At 40.5% G+C, this 22994-nt stretch carries 22 protein-coding genes; 17 read left to right on the top strand and 5 right to left on the bottom strand.

The annotated features are described in order from the left end of the window. Positions 1 to 73 precede the first annotated feature (73 nt). Positions 74 to 1492, top strand: coding sequence for an MATE family efflux transporter (locus E5N72_RS13765; protein WP_135925621.1), 1419 nt, complete (start codon positions 74 to 76; stop codon positions 1490 to 1492). Between the two features lie 70 nt (positions 1493 to 1562). Then, a complete protein-coding gene (dapE, locus tag E5N72_RS13760) occupies positions 1563 to 2741 on the top strand; it encodes a succinyl-diaminopimelate desuccinylase (protein WP_135925619.1) in 1179 nt (392 codons plus the stop codon). Positions 2742 to 2786: 45 nt separating this feature from the next. On the opposite strand, the gene E5N72_RS13755 is transcribed toward dapE, so the two are convergent. Then, complete coding sequence (locus E5N72_RS13755) at positions 2787 to 4502, bottom strand: lysophospholipid acyltransferase family protein (protein WP_135925617.1); 1716 nt, start codon at positions 4500 to 4502, stop codon at positions 2787 to 2789. Between the two features lie 123 nt (positions 4503 to 4625). Here E5N72_RS13755 and E5N72_RS13750 point away from each other — a divergent pair, with 123 nt between their 5' ends. Then, entirely contained in the window at positions 4626 to 5546 is a 921-nt protein-coding gene (locus tag E5N72_RS13750) for a glyoxylate/hydroxypyruvate reductase A (RefSeq protein ID WP_135925614.1), read from the top strand. A gap of 97 nt (positions 5547 to 5643) precedes the next feature. Beyond that, positions 5644 to 5778 (top strand): hypothetical protein, encoded by a 135-nt coding sequence (locus E5N72_RS20820; RefSeq protein WP_276605832.1) that lies wholly within the window; start codon positions 5644 to 5646, stop codon positions 5776 to 5778. Positions 5779 to 5840: 62 nt separating this feature from the next. Here E5N72_RS20820 and smrA read toward each other — a convergent pair whose 3' ends face one another. From smrA to E5N72_RS13735, 3 genes are all read right to left on the bottom strand, one after another. Then, positions 5841 to 6422: a DNA endonuclease SmrA gene (gene smrA / locus E5N72_RS13745; RefSeq protein ID WP_135925612.1), complete on the bottom strand. Its 582-nt coding sequence runs from the start codon at positions 6420 to 6422 to the stop codon at positions 5841 to 5843. Between the two features lie 148 nt (positions 6423 to 6570). After that, positions 6571 to 6816: a hypothetical protein gene (locus tag E5N72_RS13740; RefSeq protein ID WP_135925610.1), complete on the bottom strand. Its 246-nt coding sequence runs from the start codon at positions 6814 to 6816 to the stop codon at positions 6571 to 6573. A 100-nt stretch (positions 6817 to 6916) separates the two neighbouring features. After that, on the bottom strand, positions 6917 to 7360 hold the full coding sequence (locus tag E5N72_RS13735; RefSeq protein ID WP_135925608.1) for a hypothetical protein: 444 nt from the start codon (positions 7358 to 7360) through the stop codon (positions 6917 to 6919). A gap of 149 nt (positions 7361 to 7509) precedes the next feature. On the opposite strand from E5N72_RS13735, the gene E5N72_RS13730 reads away from it, so the two are divergent. Then, positions 7510 to 7893: a response regulator gene (locus E5N72_RS13730; RefSeq protein WP_135925605.1), complete on the top strand. Its 384-nt coding sequence runs from the start codon at positions 7510 to 7512 to the stop codon at positions 7891 to 7893. A 72-nt stretch (positions 7894 to 7965) separates the two neighbouring features. Here the strand turns inward: E5N72_RS13730 and rpsT are convergent, their stop codons facing one another. Continuing rightward, the gene (rpsT, locus tag E5N72_RS13725) at positions 7966 to 8226 is read right to left on the bottom strand and encodes a 30S ribosomal protein S20 (RefSeq protein ID WP_036967030.1); all 261 of its coding nucleotides are present in this window, start codon (positions 8224 to 8226) and stop codon (positions 7966 to 7968) included. Between the two features lie 243 nt (positions 8227 to 8469). Between rpsT and murJ the strand changes: the two genes are divergently transcribed. From murJ to E5N72_RS13665, 12 genes are all read left to right on the top strand, one after another. After that, positions 8470 to 10050: a murein biosynthesis integral membrane protein MurJ gene (gene murJ / locus E5N72_RS13720; RefSeq protein ID WP_276605831.1), complete on the top strand. Its 1581-nt coding sequence runs from the start codon at positions 8470 to 8472 to the stop codon at positions 10048 to 10050. Between the two features lie 73 nt (positions 10051 to 10123). Beyond that, positions 10124 to 11050 (top strand): bifunctional riboflavin kinase/FAD synthetase, encoded by a 927-nt coding sequence (gene ribF, locus E5N72_RS13715; protein WP_135925600.1) that lies wholly within the window; start codon positions 10124 to 10126, stop codon positions 11048 to 11050. Positions 11051 to 11075: 25 nt separating this feature from the next. Beyond that, positions 11076 to 13901 carry an isoleucine--tRNA ligase gene (gene ileS / locus E5N72_RS13710; RefSeq protein ID WP_135925598.1) on the top strand — a complete coding sequence of 942 codons (2826 nt, stop codon included), beginning with the start codon at positions 11076 to 11078 and terminating at the stop codon, positions 13899 to 13901. A gap of 9 nt (positions 13902 to 13910) precedes the next feature. After that, positions 13911 to 14411 (top strand): signal peptidase II, encoded by a 501-nt coding sequence (gene lspA / locus E5N72_RS13705; RefSeq protein WP_135925595.1) that lies wholly within the window; start codon positions 13911 to 13913, stop codon positions 14409 to 14411. Further along, entirely contained in the window at positions 14408 to 14848 is a 441-nt protein-coding gene (fkpB, locus tag E5N72_RS13700; protein ID WP_135925593.1) for an FKBP-type peptidyl-prolyl cis-trans isomerase, read from the top strand. Before lspA ends, fkpB begins: the two co-directional genes overlap by 4 nt. Then, on the top strand, positions 14848 to 15777 hold the full coding sequence (ispH, locus tag E5N72_RS13695; protein ID WP_135925591.1) for a 4-hydroxy-3-methylbut-2-enyl diphosphate reductase: 930 nt from the start codon (positions 14848 to 14850) through the stop codon (positions 15775 to 15777). Before fkpB ends, ispH begins: the two co-directional genes overlap by 1 nt. A 38-nt stretch (positions 15778 to 15815) precedes the next feature. After that, positions 15816 to 16841 carry a histidine kinase gene (locus E5N72_RS13690; RefSeq protein WP_135925589.1) on the top strand — a complete coding sequence of 342 codons (1026 nt, stop codon included), beginning with the start codon at positions 15816 to 15818 and terminating at the stop codon, positions 16839 to 16841. Beyond that, the gene (locus E5N72_RS13685) at positions 16838 to 17548 is read left to right on the top strand and encodes a LytTR family DNA-binding domain-containing protein (protein ID WP_268842577.1); all 711 of its coding nucleotides are present in this window, start codon (positions 16838 to 16840) and stop codon (positions 17546 to 17548) included. Before E5N72_RS13690 ends, E5N72_RS13685 begins: the two co-directional genes overlap by 4 nt. Positions 17549 to 17665: 117 nt before the next feature. Then, entirely contained in the window at positions 17666 to 18220 is a 555-nt protein-coding gene (gene pilV / locus E5N72_RS13680; protein WP_135925587.1) for a type IV pilus modification protein PilV, read from the top strand. Position 18221: 1 nt separating this feature from the next. Further along, positions 18222 to 19217, top strand: coding sequence for a PilW family protein (locus E5N72_RS13675; RefSeq protein WP_135925583.1), 996 nt, complete (start codon positions 18222 to 18224; stop codon positions 19215 to 19217). Next, positions 19205 to 19687 carry a pilus assembly PilX N-terminal domain-containing protein gene (locus E5N72_RS13670; protein ID WP_135925580.1) on the top strand — a complete coding sequence of 161 codons (483 nt, stop codon included), beginning with the start codon at positions 19205 to 19207 and terminating at the stop codon, positions 19685 to 19687. Before E5N72_RS13675 ends, E5N72_RS13670 begins: the two co-directional genes overlap by 13 nt. Before the next feature lie 13 nt (positions 19688 to 19700). Next, positions 19701 to 22778, top strand: coding sequence for a PilC/PilY family type IV pilus protein (locus E5N72_RS13665; RefSeq protein WP_135925578.1), 3078 nt, complete (start codon positions 19701 to 19703; stop codon positions 22776 to 22778). The last annotated feature ends 216 nt before the right edge of the window (positions 22779 to 22994 follow it).

Raw genomic sequence — 22994 nt, 5'->3', positions numbered from 1 at the left:
TTGACTCTCATTGACTTTATGTTCATTTGCGGCTGTTAAACTAACGATGTTATTAGTTTATTAGGTGTGTTTCATGGCTGATCCCCAGCATTTATTTCTTCATGGCTCGATTTCAAAAGCGTTACTTAAATTAGGTATCCCGATCATCTTAATTAATATTTTGCAGTCTGCTTATCAGTTAACCGATGCTTTTTGGGTAGGGCGCTTGGGGGCAGAGCAAGTAGCTGCCGTTTCTGTCAGTATGCCGGTTACTTTTTTAGTTATTGCTATTGGCTCAGGGTTGGCAATGGCGGGAGCCATTTTATCTGCTCAATATATGGGAGCTGGCCAGCAAGATAAGGTAAACCATGTTGCTGCTCAAACCATGTTAATGGTGACAATTACCGCAACCATACTTGGTTTAATAGGTTATGTGTTATCGCCTTACTTTTTGACTTTATTAGGCGTTGAAGAGCAAGTGTTTGGTGATGCGCTTAAGTTTATGCATGTATCTTTCATTGGTGTTGTGTTTGTGTTTATTTATGCCATGTTTCAGGCTTTAATGCGTGGCATCGGGCAAACTAAGGTGCCACTGTATATTGTTAGCGGTACTGTTTTACTCAATTTTGTGCTCGACCCTTTACTGATTTTTGGATTTGGTGATTTCTCTGGTTTTGGCGTAATGGGGGCTGCATTAGCCACTCTCATTACGCAAAGTTTAGCGGCATTAATAGGCGTTTGGGTATTTTTGCGAGGCCGTCACGGCATTCAACTTAAACTCTCTAGCTTCAAACCAGATTGGCAATATATGAAACAAGCGTTCTTTTTAGGGGCTCCTGGCTCGGTTGAACTCTCTGCAAGAGCCTTTGGGTTAATTATTATGTCGTTTTTGGTTGCCAGCTTTGGTACGCACACCATTGCCTCTTATGGTGTTGGCTCTAATATTTTGCAAATGGTGATGATCCCGGCAATGGGTCTTTCAATGGCCGTTTCTACCTTGGTAGGTCAAAACATGGGAGCAGGAAACCCGCAGCGTGCAGCACAAATAACACGTTTAGCCGCGCTTTGGGGGCTGCTAGGCCTGACATTAGTGGGCGTTTTAGCTTATGTATTTGCTGAATACTTGGTGGCTTTTTTTATTCCTGATGATGAGTCTGTGATCGCTGGTGGCGCAGAGTTCATTCGCGTCATGTGCTTAACTTGGGGCGGAATAGGCGTGCAGCTTTGTGTTGTTGCTGCATTTAGGGCTTCAGGAAATATGCTCAATGCGATGATTGTGTCACTGCTTTCGCAATGTGTTATTCAATTTCCTGCAGCGTATATTTTGTCTAAGCATACTTCACTGGGACCACAGGGCATATGGTATTCGTTTGCTATCACCAATGTACTTGTGGCAATCATTACTTATCTTTGGTTCGCCGCAGGTCGTTGGCAACGAACACAATTAACCAAAGAAGATAAAGACATAGCCAAGGTGACCCAAGAAACCCTCATTGAAGAAGGAAATCATTAATTTAAGTTTCATATTGCGGTCATAAACTCTCGTTGTAATAACCCAAGCTTTCTACATAACTAGGGTTATTATGAGTTTGATATCAAATGCAGAGTTAGCAACGCACCTATCAGAGCAATCTGAGGTGGTAGAAACATTACAAACCTTGATCCGATTTAAATCGGTAACGCCCGAGCAAGCTGGGGCAATTGACTGGCTCGAAAGTAATTTAAGCCAGCTAGGCTTTGATTGTGAGGTATTTAGTTTTAATCATGTTACTAATTTAATTGCTAAAATCACTTTTGGCGAAGGCCCTATCGTTGCTTTTTCAGGTCATATTGATGTGGTACCTGCAGCGCAAGGTGATTGGCGAGTTGATCCATTTAGTGGTGAGATAGTGGATGGCAGTGTCTATGGTCGTGGCGCAGCAGATATGAAAGGCGGCGTTGCCGCTATGCTTTGCGCAACCAAACGGTTTTTAGCGCAAAATAGCAATAAACGCGGCACATTTTACTGGTTAATTACCTCAGATGAAGAGGGCGAGGCTGAATATGGCTCTTTACTGATTGCTGAACGTCTTGCCAAACAAGGTGTTGTGCTTGATGGTTGTCTCGTTGGCGAGCCAACAAGCCATCAGCATGTGGGTGATACCATAAAAAATGGCAGGCGGGGTGCCCTCTCTGCACGATTATCTATTCAAGGTAAAGCAGGGCATGTTGCCTATCCAGAAAACACCATAAACGCAGCACATTTAAGTGCCGAGGTTGTAAAGCGCTTAATGGCAATTAGCTGGCACAAAGATGAAGCTAGCTCGGCAACAACACTGCAAGTAACCGGAATTAATATTGCCAATGTGGTCGATAACCTTGTTCCTGCTCAGTGTGAGCTCACCTTTAACGTGCGTTATAGTCATGGCTATAAAAGCAAAGATGTTAAAGAAGAAATTCAATTTGCATTGGCTGATTTAGCATCGCAGCTAACGCTTGTTTGGGAGCGTCCGTGTGAATCATTTTATACCCTGCATCAAGCAAGTAATTGCTTGTTGCAGCAGCTTGAACAAGCCGTGCATGAAATCACTGGCAGCTTTCCAATGCTTAGTACAAGTGGTGGCACATCCGATGGTCGGTTTTTTGCCAATGAGCACACGCAAGTGATTGAATGTGGCGTGCGAAACCATACCATTCATCAAGTTAATGAACACGTACCCATAGTAGACTTAAAAACTATTGAGCAAATATATTTAGCTGCGCTTAGAAATATATTTAGTTAAAAAAGAAAAAGTCGGCGAACATGCCGACTTATTTTTTAATGACTATTAGCGTGTCTGTCCCAAATACCTTTTGGCTTTACTGGCTTTTACTTTATCTAAGTCGACAAGTACTAATCCATCAATGCAATTATTAAACTCAGGGTCGATGCTAAAACTTAAAAACTGTACGCCGCCTGGCTCGCAAAGTTCAGTGTATTGTTTGAATAGGGTTGGGACCTGTGCGCCGATATTGGCAAGCACATGTTTAAGTTCAACAAAGTCTTCTTTAATATCATTACCAGAAAATAACTGAGCACATTGTGCTTTTTGTGATTCTGTATGACGATATTCATTATTGGGGATTGCTAACACTTGTTTAGCACCATAATAATGTTGGTAATAATGAACTAGTAGCGATTTAGCTTGCTCGGGTAGTGCATTTGACACACTAACCGCGCCAAACAAATAGCGGTATTGCGGGTAACGGTTAACGAATGCGCCGATGCCAAACCACAAATAATCTAGGCTCTTTCTGCCCCAGTATTTGGGTTGCACGAAGCTTCGACCAAGCTCTATACCTTTTTCTAAATACGGTGCCATATCATCGCTGTAGCTAAATAGGCTATCGGTATATAAACCTTTGCGGCCATGTTTTTCTATGATGTCTTGTGCGCAGGCAAGTCGATATGCGCCAACTAGTTCAAGTTGTTTGGCATCCCATAGTACAAGGTGTTGATAATCCATGTCGTATTTATCTATATCTCGGCGTTTACCACTGCCTTCACCGACTGCGCGAAACGCAATTTCACGAAGTCGGCCTAGCTCACGAAAAATCGGCGAGCTGCCACAGTATTGATATAAGTAAATTTTCATTCCATCAGAGGTTTCACCTAATAATTCACACTCCTCAATGGCTTTTTTAAGGTCTTTAGTCGCTTCTGGGCTGGCTATGGGGGTTTGTGTTTTTAACGGCAGAGGTTTTTTAGTAATAAGTCGATACAGTTGCTTTCTTATCAGCTGAGCTATTTCTTTATCTTTTAAATTCTCGATTAAATATGACTCAGGTGGGATAGATGCACCAATTTCAAACTCTAATGATTTTTGTCGTTGTTTAAACATCTCTTTGACCAATAACAAACTGGCTAATGGTTTATAAATCATTGAGGTGCCGTAAAATAGCGGGCTGTTTTTCGCTTTGATGTAAATAGGTAAAATAGGCGCGTTAGCTTTTTTTGCCATACGTAAAAAACCACTGTTCCATTTACAGTCTTTAATTCCCGTTGGACTTAATCGCGATACCTCGCCTGCAGGGAAAATTAATAACGCACCGTCTGATTTTAAGTGCTGTTGGATATTAGCAAGTTCTTTCTTTTTACTCGTACCAGAGAGGTTATCAACGGGTAGTAGCAACGAGTGCATTGGGGTGATAGACATTAGCATGCGGTTTGCAACAACCTTTAAGTCAGGGCGCACAGTTGATAAGACTTTTATTAGCGCTAATGCATCGAGTGAACCAATTGGGTGGTTTGCCACAATAATAATATTGCCTTCACTAGGTATATGCTCCATTTGCTTTGGCTTGTAGCGTGTGTCAAAGTCTAGCTCTTCGAGCACCTGCTCTACAAACTCAAGTCCTTGTAAGTGTGGGTATGCATCACCAAAGGCAACAAACTCTTGCTCATGTAATAAATAACCCAGGCCTTTTTTTACTAAGCCTTTTACTTTTGGTGAATTTTCTAACTGTGGTAAGTTTGCTTCTATTACTTTATCAACACTGATCATACACACCTCAATCTTAAGCGCATTTAGCGATGAAATTAGGTTAAGAGTTTGCTGTGACAGTTAGGTTGCAGTTGTGTGACTTTTTAATGAGCGCTTTGAGTACGAGGCAAAATGGAGAAGACAATGATTTTACTTGTGGCTATAACAGGCCGAGATTGCAGCCAATTAATTACTAAGCTGCAAGCTTTATTACCAGAGGTCAAGGTACAGCTTTGGTCAGAGTGTACTGATTACGAAGCGGTTGAATTTGTGCTTGCTTGGAATGCGCCCGCTGATTTATGGCCAAAATTAGTAAATTTAAAAGCCGTTTCTTCTTTTGGGGCGGGTGTTGATAGCATTGATTTAACTAAGATTGCTGCACATGTTCCCGTTGTTAGAATTGTTGATGATAACCTGGCTAATGATATGGCAGAGTATGTGTTGACCCATGTATTGGCACACAAGCTTAGGCTTAAAGAGTATTATTTAAAACAATCAGCCGGCAGTTGGAAGCCAAAGCGAGCGTATTCACAGCAACATGTGGGTATTTTAGGTTATGGTGAACTAGGCAAAGCTTGTGCTAAGCGCTTACTTGCAAATGGCTTTAAAGTGAGCGCTTGGTCTAATAGTGAAAAACATGATTCTGAGGTGGACACGTATTACACACAGCATGGATTAGATGACATGCTTGGTCAAATTGATTATCTCGTTTGCTTACTACCACTTAGTCAGCACACTCAAGGCATTATAAATAAATCACTCATTAGCAAACTGCAAAGCCATACGGTACTAATTAATGTTGCCAGAGGCAAACATGTCGTTGATGAAGATTTACTCGAGGCACTTGATAATGAGCAATTACGTGGCGCTACGCTAGATGTGCTTAGCGAAGAGCCTTTGCCTAACACACACCCTTATTGGTCTCATGACAAAGTGACCTTAACCCCACACTGTGCTGCATTGTCAGATATAGAGTCAGTTACTTTGCAAATTTCAGATAATGTAAAGAGACTAATCGAAGGTAAAAACCTAATGAATCAGATTGATAGAACAAAAGGTTATTGACAAATTACAAATTAGTTTAATAAACACCTTGTTAACATCTGTAACTTTGTTATTCTGTTGTTGCTCAATAAAAAAACAACAATAAAAAAGAGGCGTTATGAAATCTAATCAAGGTGGAGCTAAATTTAGTCTGGTCGTAGTGTCAGTTATCGTTCTTGGTGTTTCAGCATGGTTTAATCAAGCTAATGCATCGGAGCAGCCAGCTCAGGCCACTGAAGTTAGCAAATCATAACCAACCAATCTCAGTGAGTATGTGCAGCATGTTTTAATGCTGCACTTCAATCGCTTTTTCTATTAACTTCTTTTTGAATGGATTTCTCTGTTCTCGTGTTTCTTCTCGTCTGACTTTTTAATCATCACATACGTTGCACCGCTACCACCATGATGCTTAAGGGCACTATGAAACGCTAAAACTGCTGGAATTTCTTGTAGCCACTTATTGGTATAGCTTTTTAAAATACCTGGTTGTGATTTATTTTTGATACCAATGCCGTGACGTATAAGCACGACACGAATATTTCGTTTGTGGCAGTCATCAATAAAATTTAAAAGCGTGCTGCGAGCTCGTTGAAGAGGCTGACCATGCAAATCAAGCGTGGCATCAAGTTGATATTTAGCTAAACGCAGATTTTTATATACTTGGCCTTGTACACCATCTTTTTTAAATGCCAATATGGCATGGGGATCTAACAGCTCAACAAACTCACTGCGTAAATAGTTTTCATCAATTGCTAAATCACACTCAGCTGCTTTACGTTTTTCTTGTTGCGCTAGTGAAGGGCCTTGTTTCATGGAATCAAATTGAACAGTGTCATGCTTAAGAGGTTTTACGTCTTCCATTGACGAAAGAAATAAGTCGAAGTCGTTAAATGACACAGTGCACCTCCAAATTATTTATATACGACTAATATGGTATCTCAGTTCAGTCATCTTGTAAGCAAAAAAAAGCCCAAACAGAATGCTGCTTGGGCAGAAAAGATGATAGATGGGATAGCCTATTCTATCAATTTATCTTAGGAGAAGATTAACCTTGATTGATATTCAGTTGGCCAAATGTATAGACCTTGAATAAATAAAATGTATTGATCAACACTAAGCTCATATTCGAGATAACACTTGACGACATTAGATCTAAGCTAAATGATAGAAACAATAAACTACACGCGCTGATCGCTGCAAAACGTAGTAATGTCAGCTGGTTAATAAAAAATGCACCTAATCCTAGGGCAAGTAGCGTTAAGTTTAAAAGCCAATCTAGCTCGTTTACCATGGTCGTATCAATTCATATCTGTGTTGAAAAAGGAGCGCCATTATGGTGATCTTTTACACAGCTTTCAACCAAGTAATTTTTAATTTTCAGATTAGTTTTTTTAATCTATTGTTAGTTTTTTCATTGCTGCGAAGAAACCACTTTTATCTGTCACACGGTACTTCTGGCAAGTGTCTGGTTTACGCTTATCTTGGCAAAGATAAATAACGTTACGACTTAGGTCTGCACGGGGACTGAGGGTTGAATCAAATAAGTTTGCTCCATAGCCAAAAATGCCTGGCCAGAACACACTCTGAGATACCATACCAAGCTTTTCATAGGTGATTAAAATAGGTTTTGGTGTAATTAGTAGAATTAATACAACCGCTGCGAGTGTATACCAACGTGCTTTACTTTTTTTAAGCTCGATTTCAGGAATGCTTTGCTGCGCGGCTTGTGCGCGTGCTTGTTGTTGGTTTACTGGTCTTTGTCGCTTTGCTTGTGTTGGTTTTTTTCGTTCAGGTGTTTTACCAAGCAAAGATTGTTTTTTTATTTTATTAGACATAAAGCTTATCTGGCCTTTTATATATAGCTCTCTATAATGAGATTATAACGAAGTTTTTGATATAATAGTCAAATTCAAAGCGTAAATTATTTATTTAAGTTAATATTGTATTAGCAATAAGTGTTATCTTTAAAGATTAGAGGAATAGTATGGACACGCAGCTTTCAATTCTTATCGTGGACGATGTTGGCACCGTGCGTAGCTTTTTAAACCAAACGCTTATGCACCTAGGTATCGATAATGTTCGAGAGGCATCCACAGCAGCGCAGTGTTTAAGCGCGTGCAAAGAGAAGGAGTTTAATATTATCTTTTTAGATATTGAACTACCTGACGGTGACGGTAAGGAAATCATCTCACAGATAAATGATATTTCACCTGAAGCAAATGTTGTTATGGTGTCTGCACATTCAACAGTGGAAAATGTTAAAGAAGCGATTGAAAAGGGCGCCAAAGGTTTCGTTGTAAAGCCTTTTACCCCAAAGAAGATCGCGGCAATGCTGAAAAAGTTTTACCCCGATTTAGAGATTGCATAGCAGTTATCTGAAAAACATTAAGATAAAAAAAAACCGGCAAAAGCCGGTTTTTTTATATTCATCAAAAACAAATTATAGCGCTTTGATTTTAGCTGCTAAACGGCTCTTATGACGAGCTGCTTTGTTCTTGTGGATTAGACCTTTAGTTGCGTAACGGTCTAGGATAGGTGTTGCAACAGCGAATGCCGCTTGTGCAGCTTCTTTGTCGCCCGCTTCAATTGCAGCAACTACTTTTTTGAAGTAAGTGCGCATCATTGAACGACGGCTTGCGTTATGTTGACGATTTTTTTCGCTCGTAATAGCGCGTTTTTTTGCAGACTTGATGTTAGCCAAGGTTTGCTCCTAACAATCTTAAAATAAGCTTAATTTAAAGGCCGTGGAATATGCCTGTTTTTATCATGAATGTCAACGAAATTTTGACATCTCAAGAAAAACTGCTCCTTATAACGAACATCAATTTGCCGCTTTAGCAGTTAATATCGCTATTGTAACAAAGGGTCGGGTTCGAGCCTAGTGCTTTAAAGATATTTTAGGCATAATCGCCCATCTTATAAGATTTTTGATAACGGGTTTAAGGTGGCAAAAGGATTATTTCGTTCCGGAATGATAGTCAGTGCTATGACAATGATTTCGCGTATTTTAGGATTGGTGCGAGATGCTGTAGTGGCTAATTTACTGGGTGCAAGTGCCGCAGCGGATGTTTTTTTGTTTGCCAATCGAATTCCTAATTTTTTACGTCGCTTATTTGCAGAAGGCGCTTTTGCACAAGCATTTGTACCTGTTCTATCTGAGATAAAAGAACAGCAAGGCGATGATAAGGTCAGGTTGTTTGTTGCTCAAGCTGCCGGTACTTTGGGTACCATTTTATTAGCGGTTACTCTATTTGGTGTGGTTGCCTCGCCTGTCATTGCCGCATTATTTGGTACTGGCTGGTTTATTGATTGGTGGCAAGGCGGCGAAAATGCCGAAAAGTTCGTTCTTGCCAGTGCGCTGTTAAAACTGACTTTCCCGTATTTATTTTTTGTGAGTTTGGTTGCCCTGAGCGGCGCGGTCATGAACGTATATAATCGCTTTGCCGTTGCCGCTTTTACACCCGTACTTTTAAACGTATCAATTATTACTTGCGCTATTTTTCTACATGATAAGTTTTCGGTGGGGGCGTATGCGCTTGCCATCGGCGTATTTGTGGGTGGTCTAGTTCAGTTACTGTTCCAGTTGCCGTTTTTGTATCGTGCCCGCATGCTGAGCCGCCCTAAATGGGGGTGGCAAGATGAAAACGTCAAAAAAGTTAGAAAGCTCATGCTACCTGCCTTGTTTGGCGTTTCGATAAGCCAAATAAACTTGTTACTCGATACCATGATTGCCTCTATGTTAATGACAGGCTCTATCGCTTGGCTTTATTACTCAGACCGATTGATTGAGTTTCCTCTAGGCTTATTTGGTATTGGTATCGCAACGGTCATATTGCCTGCATTGTCAAAATTACATAGCACAAAAAGTACAAAAGATTTTCAGCTGACCCTTGATTGGGGGGTAAGGTTTGTTATTTTCTTAGGCTTGCCTGCCATGTTTGGTTTAATGGTAATTAGCCCGCTTATTATTACGGTTTTATTTGACCACGGCGCGTTTCAGGACGGTGAAATTGATCATGTCCAAGCGGTGAGCTACGGTGTGATGGCTTATTCAGTGGGATTAGTTAGTTTTATGCTAATCAAAGTGCTAGCACCAGGCTTTTATTCGCGTCAAGATACAAAAACCCCCGTTAAAATTGGTATTAAAACTCTGGTTTTAAACATGGTGTTTAACATTATGTTGGCACCATTTATTGGTTATTTAGGTCTGGCTTTGGCCACATCAATGTCGGCTAGTTGTAATGCTTATTTGTTGTATCATCAATTACGTAAAGAAGGGGTCTATCAGTTTTCTGCGATGAGCCTTGGTTTTACCTTTAAGTGTTTGTTTTCAAGTTTATTAATGGCTGCGTCTGTGTGGTACGTAGGCCAGCAATTTATGTGGCAAACTTGGCACTTTACTGAGCAAGTGTTGTTGTTGGGCGGGTTATTAGTGTTGGCGGTTTTTGTATATTTTGCAGCCTTATTCATTTTAGGCGTGCGACTAAATACGATAAAAAGTGTTGCAACTACTGAATCAAACTAAAAAAAAGATTATAATCGGCGCTTCAAGCCCGATATCAATGTTTTGGGCTCGCTGATAAAGGCAAAAAGGTGGCATGGAGTTAATTAGAGGTATTCACAATATTCGCGCGCAGCATTATGGCTGTGTGTTGACCATTGGTAATTTTGATGGTGTGCACTTAGGTCATGCAGAAGTGATTAAAGGCTTGCTGCAAGACGCAGAAAAGCATCAATTGCCAAGTACCGTGATGTTATTTGAGCCTCAGCCACAAGAATTTTTTGCTAAAGATAATGCTCCAGCGCGTTTAACTCGACTACGTGATAAGCTTAGCTTACTTGCTAAATTGGGAGTGGAGCGAGTGATTTGCATTAGCTTCAATCAGCAATTTGCCAATATGGAAGCAGAGCAGTTTGTAAGCCAAGTATTGGTTGATAAGTTAGGTGTAAAAGCTCTGACTGTAGGCGATGACTTTTGCTTTGGAAAGCGGCGCCGTGGTGATTTTGCGTTGCTTAAAGCCATGGGTGCTGAGTTAAACATGGATGTGAAAAGTACTGCGAGTTTTCGCAGGCTCAATGATAGAGTGAGCAGTACTCTTATTCGCCAGGCACTTGCTGCAGGGCAATTAGAAGACGCAAAAACCATGTTAGGTCATGGTTATGCAATTTCTGGACGTGTTATTCATGGCTGGGCAAAAGGTCGTGAATTAGGGTTCAGAACGGCCAATATAGCATTAAAACGCCAAGTATGCCCTGTAAATGGGGTGTTCGCGGTACGAGCAAAAGTTGGCGAAAAAGAATTATTTGGGGTTGCAAATATTGGCAACAAACCCACATTTAATGGAACACGCGCTTTGTTAGAGGTTCATCTGTTCGACTTTGCGCAAGACATTTACGGACAATTTATGCACGTGGAGCTAATTAAAAAGCTTCGCGATGAGAAAAAATTCGAGACATTAACACAACTGACGGCGCAGATTGCAGATGATGTGACCGCCGCTAAGCAGTGTTTTGGTTTAAATTAGGTAGCCGATACGGAAAGTAGGATTAATGAGCGACTACAAACATACTTTGAATTTACCGGAAACAGCGTTTCCAATGCGCGGCAATTTGGCTCAACGTGAACCAAAGATGCTTAAGACATGGTATGAAGACGATCTTTATGGTCAAATTCGCAGCGCTAAAAAAGGTAAAAAAACCTTCATTTTGCATGACGGCCCTCCGTATGCAAACGGTGATATCCATTTAGGCCACTCGGTAAACAAAATTCTTAAAGATATTATTGTTAAGTCAAAAACCTTGTCTGACTTTGATGCACCTTATGTGCCTGGTTGGGACTGTCACGGTTTACCAATTGAGTTAATGGTTGAGAAGAAGGTAGGCAAGCCAGGTGTGAAAGTGTCTGCTGCTGAGTTCCGTGAAAAGTGTCGCGAATACGCTAAGAAACAAGTTGAAGGTCAAAAAACAGACTTCAAACGTCTTGGTGTGTTTGGTGATTGGGACAAGCCTTACCTAACAATGAACTTTGACTTTGAAGCGAATGCTATTCGCGTACTTGGTCGCATCATTAAAAATGGTCACTTACATAAAGGTGCTAAGCCTGTTCACTGGTGTACAGATTGTGGTTCAGCACTTGCTGAAGCAGAGGTTGAATACCAAGATAAACAGTCACCAGCAATCGATGTGCGTTTTGAATTTGCTGATCAAGAGGCAGTAATTAATGCGTTTGAACTTGCCGAAGGCCATGAAGGTAGCGGTGCAGTTAGTACTGTTATCTGGACAACTACACCTTGGACATTACCAGCTAACCGTGCAGTAGCAGTTCACGAAAAGCTTGAATATGCCCTTGTTCAAGTTGATGACGAAGGCGCACAGCAGCGTTTAATTTTAGGTTCAGAGCTAGTAAAAGATGCAATGGACCGTTATGGCTTTAAGCATTACCATGTACTAGGTTATGTAAAAGGTGCGGCACTTGAGAATTTACAGGTTGCTCACCCGTTCTATGACTTCACAGTGCCTGTAATTGTTGCTGATCACGTAACGACTGATTCTGGTACTGGTGTTGTTCATACTGCGCCTGGTCACGGTCAAGAGGATTTCGCGGCAGGTCTTGCTTATGGTTTAGAAGTTGCTAACCCTGTTGGTGCAAACGGTGTTTACTTACCTGACACACCGATGTTTGCTGGTCAGCACGTATTTAAAGCAAATGCGAGCGTGATTGACGTATTAACTGAAAACAATGCGTTATTACACCATCATGCGCTTACACATAGCTACCCACATTGCTGGCGTCATAAAACACCTATTATCTTCCGTGCTACGCCACAGTGGTTCGTAAGTATGGATCAAGCTAACCTTCGTCAAGATTCATTAAACGAAATCAAAAAGACTGAGTGGTTACCTGAGTGGGGCGAGAGCCGCATTGCAAACATGGTTGAAGGCCGTCCTGATTGGTGTATTTCACGTCAACGTACATGGGGTGTGCCAATTGCATTATTTGTTGATAAAGACACAGGTGCGCTTCACCCAAATACGCAAGAGCTAATCGAAGAAGCCGCAAAACTGGTTGAGAAATCAGGTATTCAAGCTTGGTATGACTTAGACCCTGCAACCTTACTTGGCGATGACGCTGAGCAATACATGAAAGTACAAGATACGTTAGATGTATGGTTTGACTCAGGTGTGACTCACGCATGTGTGGTTGATGCACGTGAAGATTTAACCGGTCCTGCTGATCTTTACTTAGAAGGTTCTGATCAACACCGTGGTTGGTTTATGTCGTCAATGATGACATCGGTTGCTATCAATGGTCATGCGCCATATAAGCAAGTGTTAACACATGGTTTCACAGTTGATGAAAACGGCCGCAAAATGTCTAAATCATTAGGCAATGTAATTTCGCCACAAAACGTGATGAACAAACTAGGTGCTGACATCTTACGTTTATGGGTTGCATCAACTGACTTTACAGCAGAAATGACTGTATCTGATGAAATCTTTAAACGTTCTGCTGACCGTTACCGTCGTATTCGTAACACAAGCCGTTACTTACTTGCGAACCTTAATGGTTTTGATCCAAAAACTGATAAAGTTGCGATTGAAGACATGGTTGAGCTTGATCGTTGGATTGTGGGCCGTGCAGCTGAGCTTCAAGATGAAATTTTAGCGGCTTACGATAAGTATCAAATGCTGCTTGTAACGCAAAAGCTAATGAACTTCTGTACTGGTGAACTTGGTTCGTTCTACTTAGACGTAATCAAAGATCGTCAATACACAGCGAAAAGCGATAGCCATGCCCGTCGTTCATGTCAAACTGCGCTTTACCACATTGCTGAAGCAATGACGCGTTGGATGGCACCGATTTTAAGCTTTACTGCACAAGAAATTTGGGAAGCATTACCAGGCGAACGTGATAATTTTGTGTTCACTTCAGTTTGGTATGATGGTTTACAAGCCTCTTCACAAGGTAAGTTCAGCAACGATGATTGGTTAACAATCCTTAATGTTCGTGATGAAGTAAACCGTGTACTAGAAGCGGCTCGTAAAGAAGAAATCATTGGTGCAACATTACAAGCAAACGTAAGTATTTACGCAGGTGAAGAGCTAAGTTCGAAATTAGCTGCGTTAGGTGATGAGTTGCGCTTTGTGCTATTAACTTCGGGCGTAACTGTTGAAACTGTGACAGCACAGCCTGAAGGTACTCAAGCTACAGAAATTGATGGTTTATTCATTAAAGTTGCTGCAACAATCGCTGAAAAATGTGAGCGTTGTTGGCATTACTGTGATGATGTAGGTGCAGAGCCAGCGCACCCTGAAATCTGTGGTCGTTGTGTTAGCAATGTTGACGGCGATGGTGAACAGCGTCAGTTCGCGTAGGAGTTGTTTGTGAGCAAACTAGCCGGAAAAAGTGGCTTAGTTTGGCTATGGCTGAGTCTACTACTTTTAGTAGTAGACCATGCGACAAAAACACTTGTTGTTAATACCATGGCCTACAAAGAGTCGATAGATATTCTGCCTTTCTTTAATTTTACATACGTACATAACTATGGTGCGGCATTTAGCTTTTTAAGTGATTCAGGTGGTTGGCAGCGTTGGTTTTTTAGCATAATAGCGGTAACGATCAGTGTACTTTTAGTATGGTGGCTTAAACGCTTACCCGCGACGAACAAGGTATTATGTTCTGCATATGCGTTAGTATTAGCCGGTGCAATTGGCAATTTGTATGACCGCATTGCTTATGGCTATGTTATTGACTTTTTGCATGTATATTACGAAAACTGGCACTTTCCTGTTTTCAATATTGCCGATTGCGCAATTTGTATCGGTGCCGCATTACTATTATTTGATGCCTTCACAGGCGAAAGTCCGAAGGAGCAACAAGCATGAGCCAAGCTGTAATTGGTGAAAACTCTGAAGTGATCTTTCATTTCTCAATTAAGTTAGAAGATGGCTCTGCAGCCGACTCAACTAAGGTACACAATAAACCTGCAAAATTGCGAATGGGTGATGGTAGCCTGACAGAAAACTTTGAAAAATGTTTACTAGGTTTAGCCGCCGGTGACAGCAAGTCATTTGCATTAGAGCCTGAAGATGCATTTGGTCAGCCAAATCCAGATAACATTTATTATGTGGATCGCAGTAAGTTTGGTGCAGATACCCCTGCTGAAGTAGGTAATATTATTGCCTTTACTCAGCCTGATGGCACTGAGTTACCCGGTCTTGTTCGTGAAGTTCAAGGTGAGTCGGTCACAATTGACTTTAATCACCCACTTGCAGGGCAGCGCTTAACCTTTGAAGTTGATATTTTAGAGGTAACAGGTTAATGGATATTTTATTAGCGAATCCACGTGGTTTTTGCGCTGGTGTCGACCGTGCAATTAGTATTGTGGAGCGCGCACTCGATATCTTTGAAAAGCCAATCTATGTGCGTCATGAAGTCGTTCACAATCGATATGTTGTTGATGGCTTAAAAAATCGCGGTGCAGTTTTTGTTGAAGAGCTAGATCAGGTTCCTGACGATAGTATTGTTATCTTCAGTGCGCATGGTGTTTCGCAAGCCGTTCGAAGTGAAGCAAAACGTCGCGACCTTAAAGTGTTCGATGCAACCTGCCCACTGGTAACAAAAGTACATATGGAAGTAACACGAGCCAGCCGTAAAGGTATTGAGTGTGTATTGATTGGTCACCATGGCCATCCTGAGGTTGAAGGTACTATGGGTCAGTACAACAACGAAGCGGGCGGTATTTACTTAGTAGAAACCCCTGAAGATGTTGCCGTTTTATCTGTTAAAAACCCTGAAAACCTTTTTTACTGTAGCCAGACCACGTTATCTGTTGATGATACGGCAGATGTGATTGATGCACTACGTACTAAGTTTCCGGCCATTGATGGCCCGCGCAAAGACGACATTTGTTATGCTACGCAAAACCGTCAAGATGCGGTTCGTGACTTAGCTGATAAAGTGGATGTACTGCTTGTAGTAGGGGCTAAAAATAGTTCTAACTCAAATCGTTTACGTGAGCTTGCTGACAAAATGGGCACCACTGCTTATTTAATTGATGATGCAAGTAATGTTGAAGCGGATTGGTTTAACAATGTAAATGCCGTAGGTGTGACTGCTGGGGCATCTGCGCCAGAAGTTTTAGTTCAACAGGTTATTACTCGTTTAAAAGAATTAGGTGGTAATCAAGTTGTTGAAAATCCTGGTGAAGAAGAGAACATAGTATTTGCCGTTCCTGTTGAGCTACGCTAATCTAAGCAAATAGTAGTCAACAGTTAAAAGAGGAGCCCATGAGCAAACAGCCAAATTCACACGGCTTGCTGATTGCGGCTCTTTTCCAATCCCGTGGTGTACTCGCCATACTTATCGTCAGTCAAGTTATTGCTGTTTTATTGGCGTTTTCACCGTTAAGTTTTGGTGATGTATGGTTGCGTCTGGCCATTTTTAGTTTCTTTTTGCACCTTATTTTCTTATCTAGTCTTTCTTGTCTTTATCTATCACGGTCTGTGCTTACTAAATTATCTCAGGCAGTACAGTTATCTATCTTAGTAATTGTTTTACTGATTTTTACATACTTGTATAGCTTTGCAGTACTTAACGTATTCGCAGATATCTTTGAAATGGTATCTAAGACGCACTTTATCGTGAGTAACCTACTGATAATCTTTTTGGTTACAGTGCTTTTTGTTCAATTTTTGCTGATGCATAATCAAAAGGAGCAGCAAACAAAAGCTCTGGCTAAAGCCAAATTAGATGCGCTTCAAGCCCGCATTCGTCCTCATTTCCTATTTAATAGTTTGAATACTGCTGCTGAGCTAACCCACTATGATGTGGTGGCGGCAGAACAAGCTATTCTTGCATTAGCTGCACTCTCTCAGGCTGCTATGAAAAGTGGTAAAGCTATTTTACTTACCGATGAAATAACACTATGTCAACAATATATAGCACTAGAGCGTTGGCGTTACGGAGAACGGCTAACAGTAAACTGGCAGTTACTTGATAAACTACCTGATATCGATATCCCATGTTTGACTCTCCAACCTCTTATTGAGAATGCAGTATTTTATGGGATCGAGACAGCAGAGCACGGTGAAATAAATGTCGAAATGCACCAGTCTGATAAAACATACACATTCATTATTACTAACCCAGTAGTGAAGAACATCATGAATGAAAGGTCGGGTAATGGTATGGCACTTGATAATATTCGTGAACGCTTATCACTGTTTTATCAACGAAAGGCAACAATAACAACCACTCATCGCGATGGAATATTTAGGGTAAAACTTGTATTACCAAGGCAGAAAACAGCATGATAAAAGTATTAATTGTTGATGATGAACCGCTAGCTCGAGCACGTATTTCACGATTATTGTCAGAGCATAGTAATTATACAGTGATTGGTGATGCCTGTAATGGCGAACAGGCAATTGAATATTGTAAACAGTTACAGCCTGATGTCGTGCTACTCGATATTAATATGCCCAAGCTTAATGGACTGGAGGTTGCTGCGACATTAAAACAATTAACTATACCACCTGCCATCGTATTTCTTACAGCTCACCCTGAGCACGCACTAGAGGCATTCCAACTCTGTGCTGATGGTTATTTAGTAAAACCAGTTTCTGAGTCTTCGCTTAATCAAACATTATCGCAACTTAGCAAGCTTAATCGAACTCAATTAAGTGACTCTGCTAAAAGCTACATAAGTTATCAGCTCGGTGGTGTATTGCGCAGAGTAAATATTGAGAATGTGATTTGTTGCATTGCGGAACAAAAATATACTCGTGTCGTATTTGAAGGGGGCGAAGCAATCATTGAACAGAGCCTTAAACAACTCGAGCGTACTTTCCCTTTACAATTATTGCGAATACATCGTAATACCCTTGTAAATAAGCAACATATTTATAGTTTAAACAGCCGACAGCCTGGTGGGCATACTTTAATTATGAACCAACTAGAAGAGCCTTTAACTGTTAGTCGTCGGGAATTAAAAGCGGTAAAAGCTGCATTGGGTAACTAGGAGCGAGAGTTTCACTGACCGTTCATCTAACATATTGACCGTTTATACATACACCTATTGCTATTCTTTTTAGGCTTCTTATGCTTAAGGTATGTCAATTTATTAGCCACGTTCATTATGAAAAATAACTCTCATCAACAGGGCTTTACCTTAATCGAGGTGCTCATTGCATTTATTATATTGAGCCTTGGTTTATTAGGTGCTATCGCGCTTCAAGCGAAAGCAAAGCAAGCAAGTTTTGATGCTATGCAGCGCTCGGCTGCAATTGCGTTAGGGAATGATATTATCCACCGCATGAGAGCAAATGATACGGCTACTTTTTCAGCGCTATATAGTGGGCAGTTTCATAGTCAAACAGCATTAGGTAAAGTCTCTAGCTGTTATCAGGCTACATGCTCTCCACAGCAAATCGCTGCACTTGATAAACAGCAATGGGTGCGAGCAATTCAGGCACGTGAAAACACCGGAGCTCTGGATGAAGCAAGGGTGTGCATTAAAGCCACTGCAGTCTCAGGGGGCCTTCCAAGTGAGTATAATATTGAAGTGATTGTTAGTTGGCGTGGTCGACAAGAGTTTAAAGCAAGCGCAGAAAACTTAAAAACCGGATGTGGTTCAGTAAATGACCGTCGTCGCCTTGTCGTTCTTGACAGCTATATTTATTTAAGGTCGTAAGATGAATAAGTATAAAGGTTTTACATTAATTGAAATGATGGTTGCCTTATTCATAGGTGGTATTGTTTTAGGTGGTGTAATGTTTACTTATGTAAGTATGAAAGCCACAACTAAAGACACGATGATGATTGGCGAGCTGCAAGAAACTGGCAGATTAGCCCTCAATATACTACAGCGGGATATTGAGCAAGTTGGTTTTTGGGGCACTTTTTACGAGGATTCCTTTTCTGCTGCTAATACGAAACTTAGTCTAGTTGCAAATCCAAGTCCTGACTGCTCTGCTGGTTTAAATAACGGTAGTTTCCCTGACCTAGCTTCTAGTACTAATTTTCGTTCAATTTATGCAGTGCAGGCTGCAGGCTCCTCCGCGCTGGGCTGTATTCGTGACGCTGCAGCAAATACGGATGTATTACAATTAAAGTTTTTAGAAGGATTTCAAAATGAGCCTAAGTACACAAGCAATAATTCTTATTATTTTGTTGCAGAGCAAGAATTTGCATTGTTTACTCGTGGACCTGTGAATGCAGCAACAATAAATGTCAACGCAACGGTGTGGCGCTACCGCCATAATGTTTATTATGTTTCTAAAGAAACTATTTATATCAATAAAAAACGTGTTGTTATTCCTGTTCTGAAACGAAAACGACTGACCCCAGGAAACGGTATGTATACAGAAACTGTTATGGAGGGAGTTGAAAATATGCGGTTTGTTTTTGGCTTAGACACCACTAATGATAGTCGAGTTGATACCTATAAAAGTATTAATCAAATGACGGCTACTGATTGGGAGAATAGGCGTGGAATTTTGACAGTACAAGTATTTTTACTTGCTAGATCTCTGATGCCAGATGGCGACTTACAAATTAAAAATCAAACCTATGAGTTAGGAGAAGGGGCTAGTGGTAGAACACTTACATTCAATGATAAATATCGACGCGCAATTTTTACAACAACCATTAGATTAAACAATGTAGGAGCAAATTTGTGGCGCATTTAAACCCTCCTAAAAAGCAACAGGGCATAGTATTGATCCTTGCTCTAATTATGGTTGTTGCAGTAACAGGGATTGCTGTAACTTTAATGAATAGCAGTAGTATTGATGCAAAAATAACAGCCGCGGTACAAGAGCGTGAAGTTGCTGAAAATGAAGTTATGGGTACAGTGCTGAAGGTGATTGCAAATCAAGCTGCTGCTGGAAGAAATAGTGCTTTTTTTAAAAAGCCTGAGCAAATACCTGAGGCTGGCTTCGATTTGGGCGCTATCGGTGACTCCACAAATAAAATGATTAATTTAAATAATGGCGAATTGGATTTGCCATGTCCTCGCAAGTACAACTTCACCTCTGGTGTGTCATGCAACATGGTCGAAGTTAATACCACAATTACCTATGGTAAAAAAAGTATTCATACATTAACTGTTAAAACGGGCGTTGCTCAAGAAATGGCAAGTTTAAACACGGGTGGCTAGAGAGGGAATTGTAATGAAGGTCGTTAACTTTAAATATGTATTTATATATGTTTGCACGCTTGGGTTTCTAACCGCAGCAAATGCAGATGATACTGAGCTTTATGTTAATTATGATAAAGATCTTGATGAAAAATCGCGTGTTATTTTTGTACTTGATACCTCTGGTAGCATGATGCAGTCTGCTAATACAGGTGTTAAATGTTTTCATCCAGTTGATGGTTACTGGATGGAATGCCCTGATAGCCGAATTGCAGCAGCTAAATCATCGCTCATAAAAGTAATCGATAATAACCCTGATATTGATTTTGGATTTATTCGTTTTTCTCCATTTGGAAATGGTGGTTTTATCAGAGCCAAATTGGGAACTGAGCATAGTAAATTGAAAGAACTCATTTCGGATAATGGTGCATTAGGAGCTACGCCTATTACAGAAACACTGTGGGAGACTTATCTATATTTGACAGGGCAAAATGTTGAGTTTGGTGCATTATTTCCGGCTGAGCTGCGTGATACCACTGCAGAAAAAGGTGGCAAATATATTTCTCCTTTAGATTCAACCTTCACAAAAAACGCCAGATGTAACAATGATGTTCATATTATGATGATAAGTGATGGCTCGCCTCAACATGATAATGAAAGCAATACTGCTATTGAGTCATTGCATCAACATTACTTCTCTGAGCCTGCAACAACATTTTTAGACGACTTTAATGGTCAGAGTTATTTAGCTCCGCTTGCAAAAATAATTCACGGTACAGACGATGTTGATATAGATTTGTACCCCAAAACGTCAAAGGTACATGACCGCGGTATTGTTAATACAATCGGATTTGGTAACGGCTTAACAGAGAGAGGGCAAAAAAACCTAGAAGAAACGGCCAAAGCGGGAGGCGGAAGCTATATTCTTGCTACGAATCCAGAAGAGTTATCAAAAGCTCTTGAGACTTCATTCGCAGCTTTAAGAAAGGAGGGTGGGGCTTTTTCTTCACCATCTATTGCATCGAACAATACTGATCAAACTCGTAGTCGGGATGCACTGTATAATACGATGTTTTACCCTAGCACAAGTGCTCGTTGGCGAGGTAATTTAAAAAAGCTTAAGGTATCTGGTGATAAGATAGTTGGTTTAGGTGGGGTTTCTGCTTTAGATGATAGCGGAAAAATTGCCCCTAATGTTCATACATTCTGGTCAGCTGACAGCGAAAAACCAGATGGCAATGATGTTAAACTTGGTGGGGTTAATGCTTATTTGGCTAAACAAGATAGCATACCATATGCTCAAGGCAGACGAGCAATATTATCAAACTTAAAGGATGAAATATTGCGTCATTTCAGTGGTTGGAATGCTATTACCTACTATGGAAGTGTTGATAAAGCAGCAGAAGCTTTTGGGGCCAAAGGCGCGACTAGACAAGAGATATACGATTTAGCATTTTGGTCACGTGGTGTAGATATTTATGATGAAGATAATGATGGCCTAACAACGGATACTCGTGAGGATGTCTTTGGTGATCCACTTCATTCAAAACCCGTCACTATTGATTATGGAAATAATGACGTACGTATCTTAATAGGTACGAATGCAGGCTATCTGCATATGTTTAAAGATCAAAATGATGTTTTAACTGAAACCTGGGCGTTTATTCCAAGAAGTTTATATAAAATTATCAAACCATTAAGAGACAATGATAAAAATACAAAGGTCTATGGTGTTGATGGACCTATTTCTATCTTCTTTGACGATAAAAACAAAAATGGTGTTGTAGATACACGAACAGATAGGGTTTGGGCATTTTTTGGCTTAAGACGTGGCGGAAATGAGTATTACGCTTTAGATATTACTAACCCTAATCGCCCACAAATAATGTGGGGTGGACCAATTGTCGGTGGCTCAGGTGATTTCAAAGAGTTGGCACAAAGCTGGTCAAAAGCACAAGTAACCTATATCAATTTAGCTGGATATAAAGATCGCCCTGTGCTTATCTTTGGAGCTGGCTATGATACTAATAAAGATAATAGTCGACGAACTAATGACTCTAAGGGGCGAGGAATTTACATTGTTGATGCTGAGACAGGTAAAAAAGTCTGGGCATTGACTCCTTCTGAAAATGGTTTTCAAGGTAAACACAGTATCGCATCTGATATTGCTCTTTTAGACTCTGATTACGACGGATATATAGATCGTTTGTATGCCACTGATACAGGTGGTGATGTTTGGCGAGTGGACATGCCTACGCAAAACTCACGGAACTGGACGCACTTTAAACTTGCTAGTCTTGGGGGCACTCGGGCTAACAATGACCGGCGCTTTTTTTATAAACCGACTATTGCGAGAAGTGTATATAGCAAAGTATCTGAAGTTGTTGTAAATGGTAAATCCACAGTAACTCGCGTTGATACTCCGTTTGATGCCGTATTAATTGGCAGCGGGAATAGAGCAAATCCGCTTTCATCAGCGGTGAATGATCAGTTATTTATGATCCGCGATATAAATACTGTGACTAAGTCTTTTACAGGGAGTAAAGTCCCGAACACTATCACACAATCAGATTTAATGAATGTAAGTTCAGATCCTTTTGCTAAGAAACTTGATAATGTTGATGGCTTTGTCAAGCTTGAGGTTGAATTAGCGCGCTTTAATGGTTGGTACTATAACTTGCCGCTTCAAGGTGAGAAATCATTAGCTGCGAGTACCGTTGTAGGAGGTGTTGCTTACTTTACAAGTTTTGCACCAGGCTCGACAACCAATGTTGTCGACCAGTGTAGTCTAGGTAGTGGTACTGGTGGTCTTTATGCTTTTCACCTACATTATGGAACCAAAGTATATGATGAACTTAAGTTCCAAACAGGGAATGATGTACCTGATACTCCGCAATTATTCTTTGGTGAATCGGATAAAGGTGAAAGTCAGTTTATGTTGATTGGTACCGGGATTGTTGGCCAAAAAGATCCGTTTGTTGCCAAAGGGGTATTGGGCCCTGGCTTACATACCGTAAATGGTAAAATTAAATTACTGAGTGATGAGGTTCTTGGATTTAAAGTTCAACAAACTTATATATATAAACAAGAGAAGTATGACCGAACTCAATAATAGTATATGCAATGTTTTTATCATATTATTTAGTCGCAGCTTTATACTTGTATAATGCAGCTGTAATAAGGGCACCAATTTTAAAGTGGTGTCCTTTTTATAATTGTAAGTCCATAAATTTCTATTAAAATTCAATGTATTACTTTGCTTCGTAGAAAGCAATCCCTTTCGCTTACCTTTCTTTTAAAGTTGGCTCTTTTTTATTATTTTTGTTAA

Source organism: Pseudoalteromonas sp. MEBiC 03607, assembly GCF_004792295.1.
Lineage (GTDB): Bacteria > Pseudomonadota > Gammaproteobacteria > Enterobacterales > Alteromonadaceae > Pseudoalteromonas > Pseudoalteromonas lipolytica_C.
Note: the sequence above shows the minus strand (reverse complement) of the source record. Positions and strands in the feature narration are given on the sequence as shown.

Bases quoted from the DNA above. Each gene is read 5' to 3' on its own strand.
- E5N72_RS13765 (WP_135925621.1), top strand. From the start codon at position 74: ATGGCTGATCCCCAGCATTTATTTCTTCATGGCTCGATTTCAAAAGCG.
- dapE (WP_135925619.1), top strand. From the start codon at position 1,563: ATGAGTTTGATATCAAATGCAGAGTTAGCAACGCACCTATCAGAGCAA.
- E5N72_RS13755 (WP_135925617.1), bottom strand. From the start codon at position 4,502: ATGATCAGTGTTGATAAAGTAATAGAAGCAAACTTACCACAGTTAGAA.
- E5N72_RS13750 (WP_135925614.1), top strand. From the start codon at position 4,626: ATGATTTTACTTGTGGCTATAACAGGCCGAGATTGCAGCCAATTAATT.
- E5N72_RS20820 (WP_276605832.1), top strand. From the start codon at position 5,644: ATGAAATCTAATCAAGGTGGAGCTAAATTTAGTCTGGTCGTAGTGTCA.
- E5N72_RS13740 (WP_135925610.1), bottom strand. From the start codon at position 6,816: ATGGTAAACGAGCTAGATTGGCTTTTAAACTTAACGCTACTTGCCCTA.
- E5N72_RS13735 (WP_135925608.1), bottom strand. From the start codon at position 7,360: ATGTCTAATAAAATAAAAAAACAATCTTTGCTTGGTAAAACACCTGAA.
- E5N72_RS13730 (WP_135925605.1), top strand. From the start codon at position 7,510: ATGGACACGCAGCTTTCAATTCTTATCGTGGACGATGTTGGCACCGTG.
- ribF (WP_135925600.1), top strand. From the start codon at position 10,124: ATGGAGTTAATTAGAGGTATTCACAATATTCGCGCGCAGCATTATGGC.
- ileS (WP_135925598.1), top strand. From the start codon at position 11,076: ATGAGCGACTACAAACATACTTTGAATTTACCGGAAACAGCGTTTCCA.
- fkpB (WP_135925593.1), top strand. From the start codon at position 14,408: ATGAGCCAAGCTGTAATTGGTGAAAACTCTGAAGTGATCTTTCATTTC.
- ispH (WP_135925591.1), top strand. From the start codon at position 14,848: ATGGATATTTTATTAGCGAATCCACGTGGTTTTTGCGCTGGTGTCGAC.
- E5N72_RS13690 (WP_135925589.1), top strand. From the start codon at position 15,816: ATGAGCAAACAGCCAAATTCACACGGCTTGCTGATTGCGGCTCTTTTC.
- E5N72_RS13685 (WP_268842577.1), top strand. From the start codon at position 16,838: ATGATAAAAGTATTAATTGTTGATGATGAACCGCTAGCTCGAGCACGT.
- pilV (WP_135925587.1), top strand. From the start codon at position 17,666: ATGAAAAATAACTCTCATCAACAGGGCTTTACCTTAATCGAGGTGCTC.
- E5N72_RS13675 (WP_135925583.1), top strand. From the start codon at position 18,222: ATGAATAAGTATAAAGGTTTTACATTAATTGAAATGATGGTTGCCTTA.
- E5N72_RS13665 (WP_135925578.1), top strand. From the start codon at position 19,701: ATGAAGGTCGTTAACTTTAAATATGTATTTATATATGTTTGCACGCTT.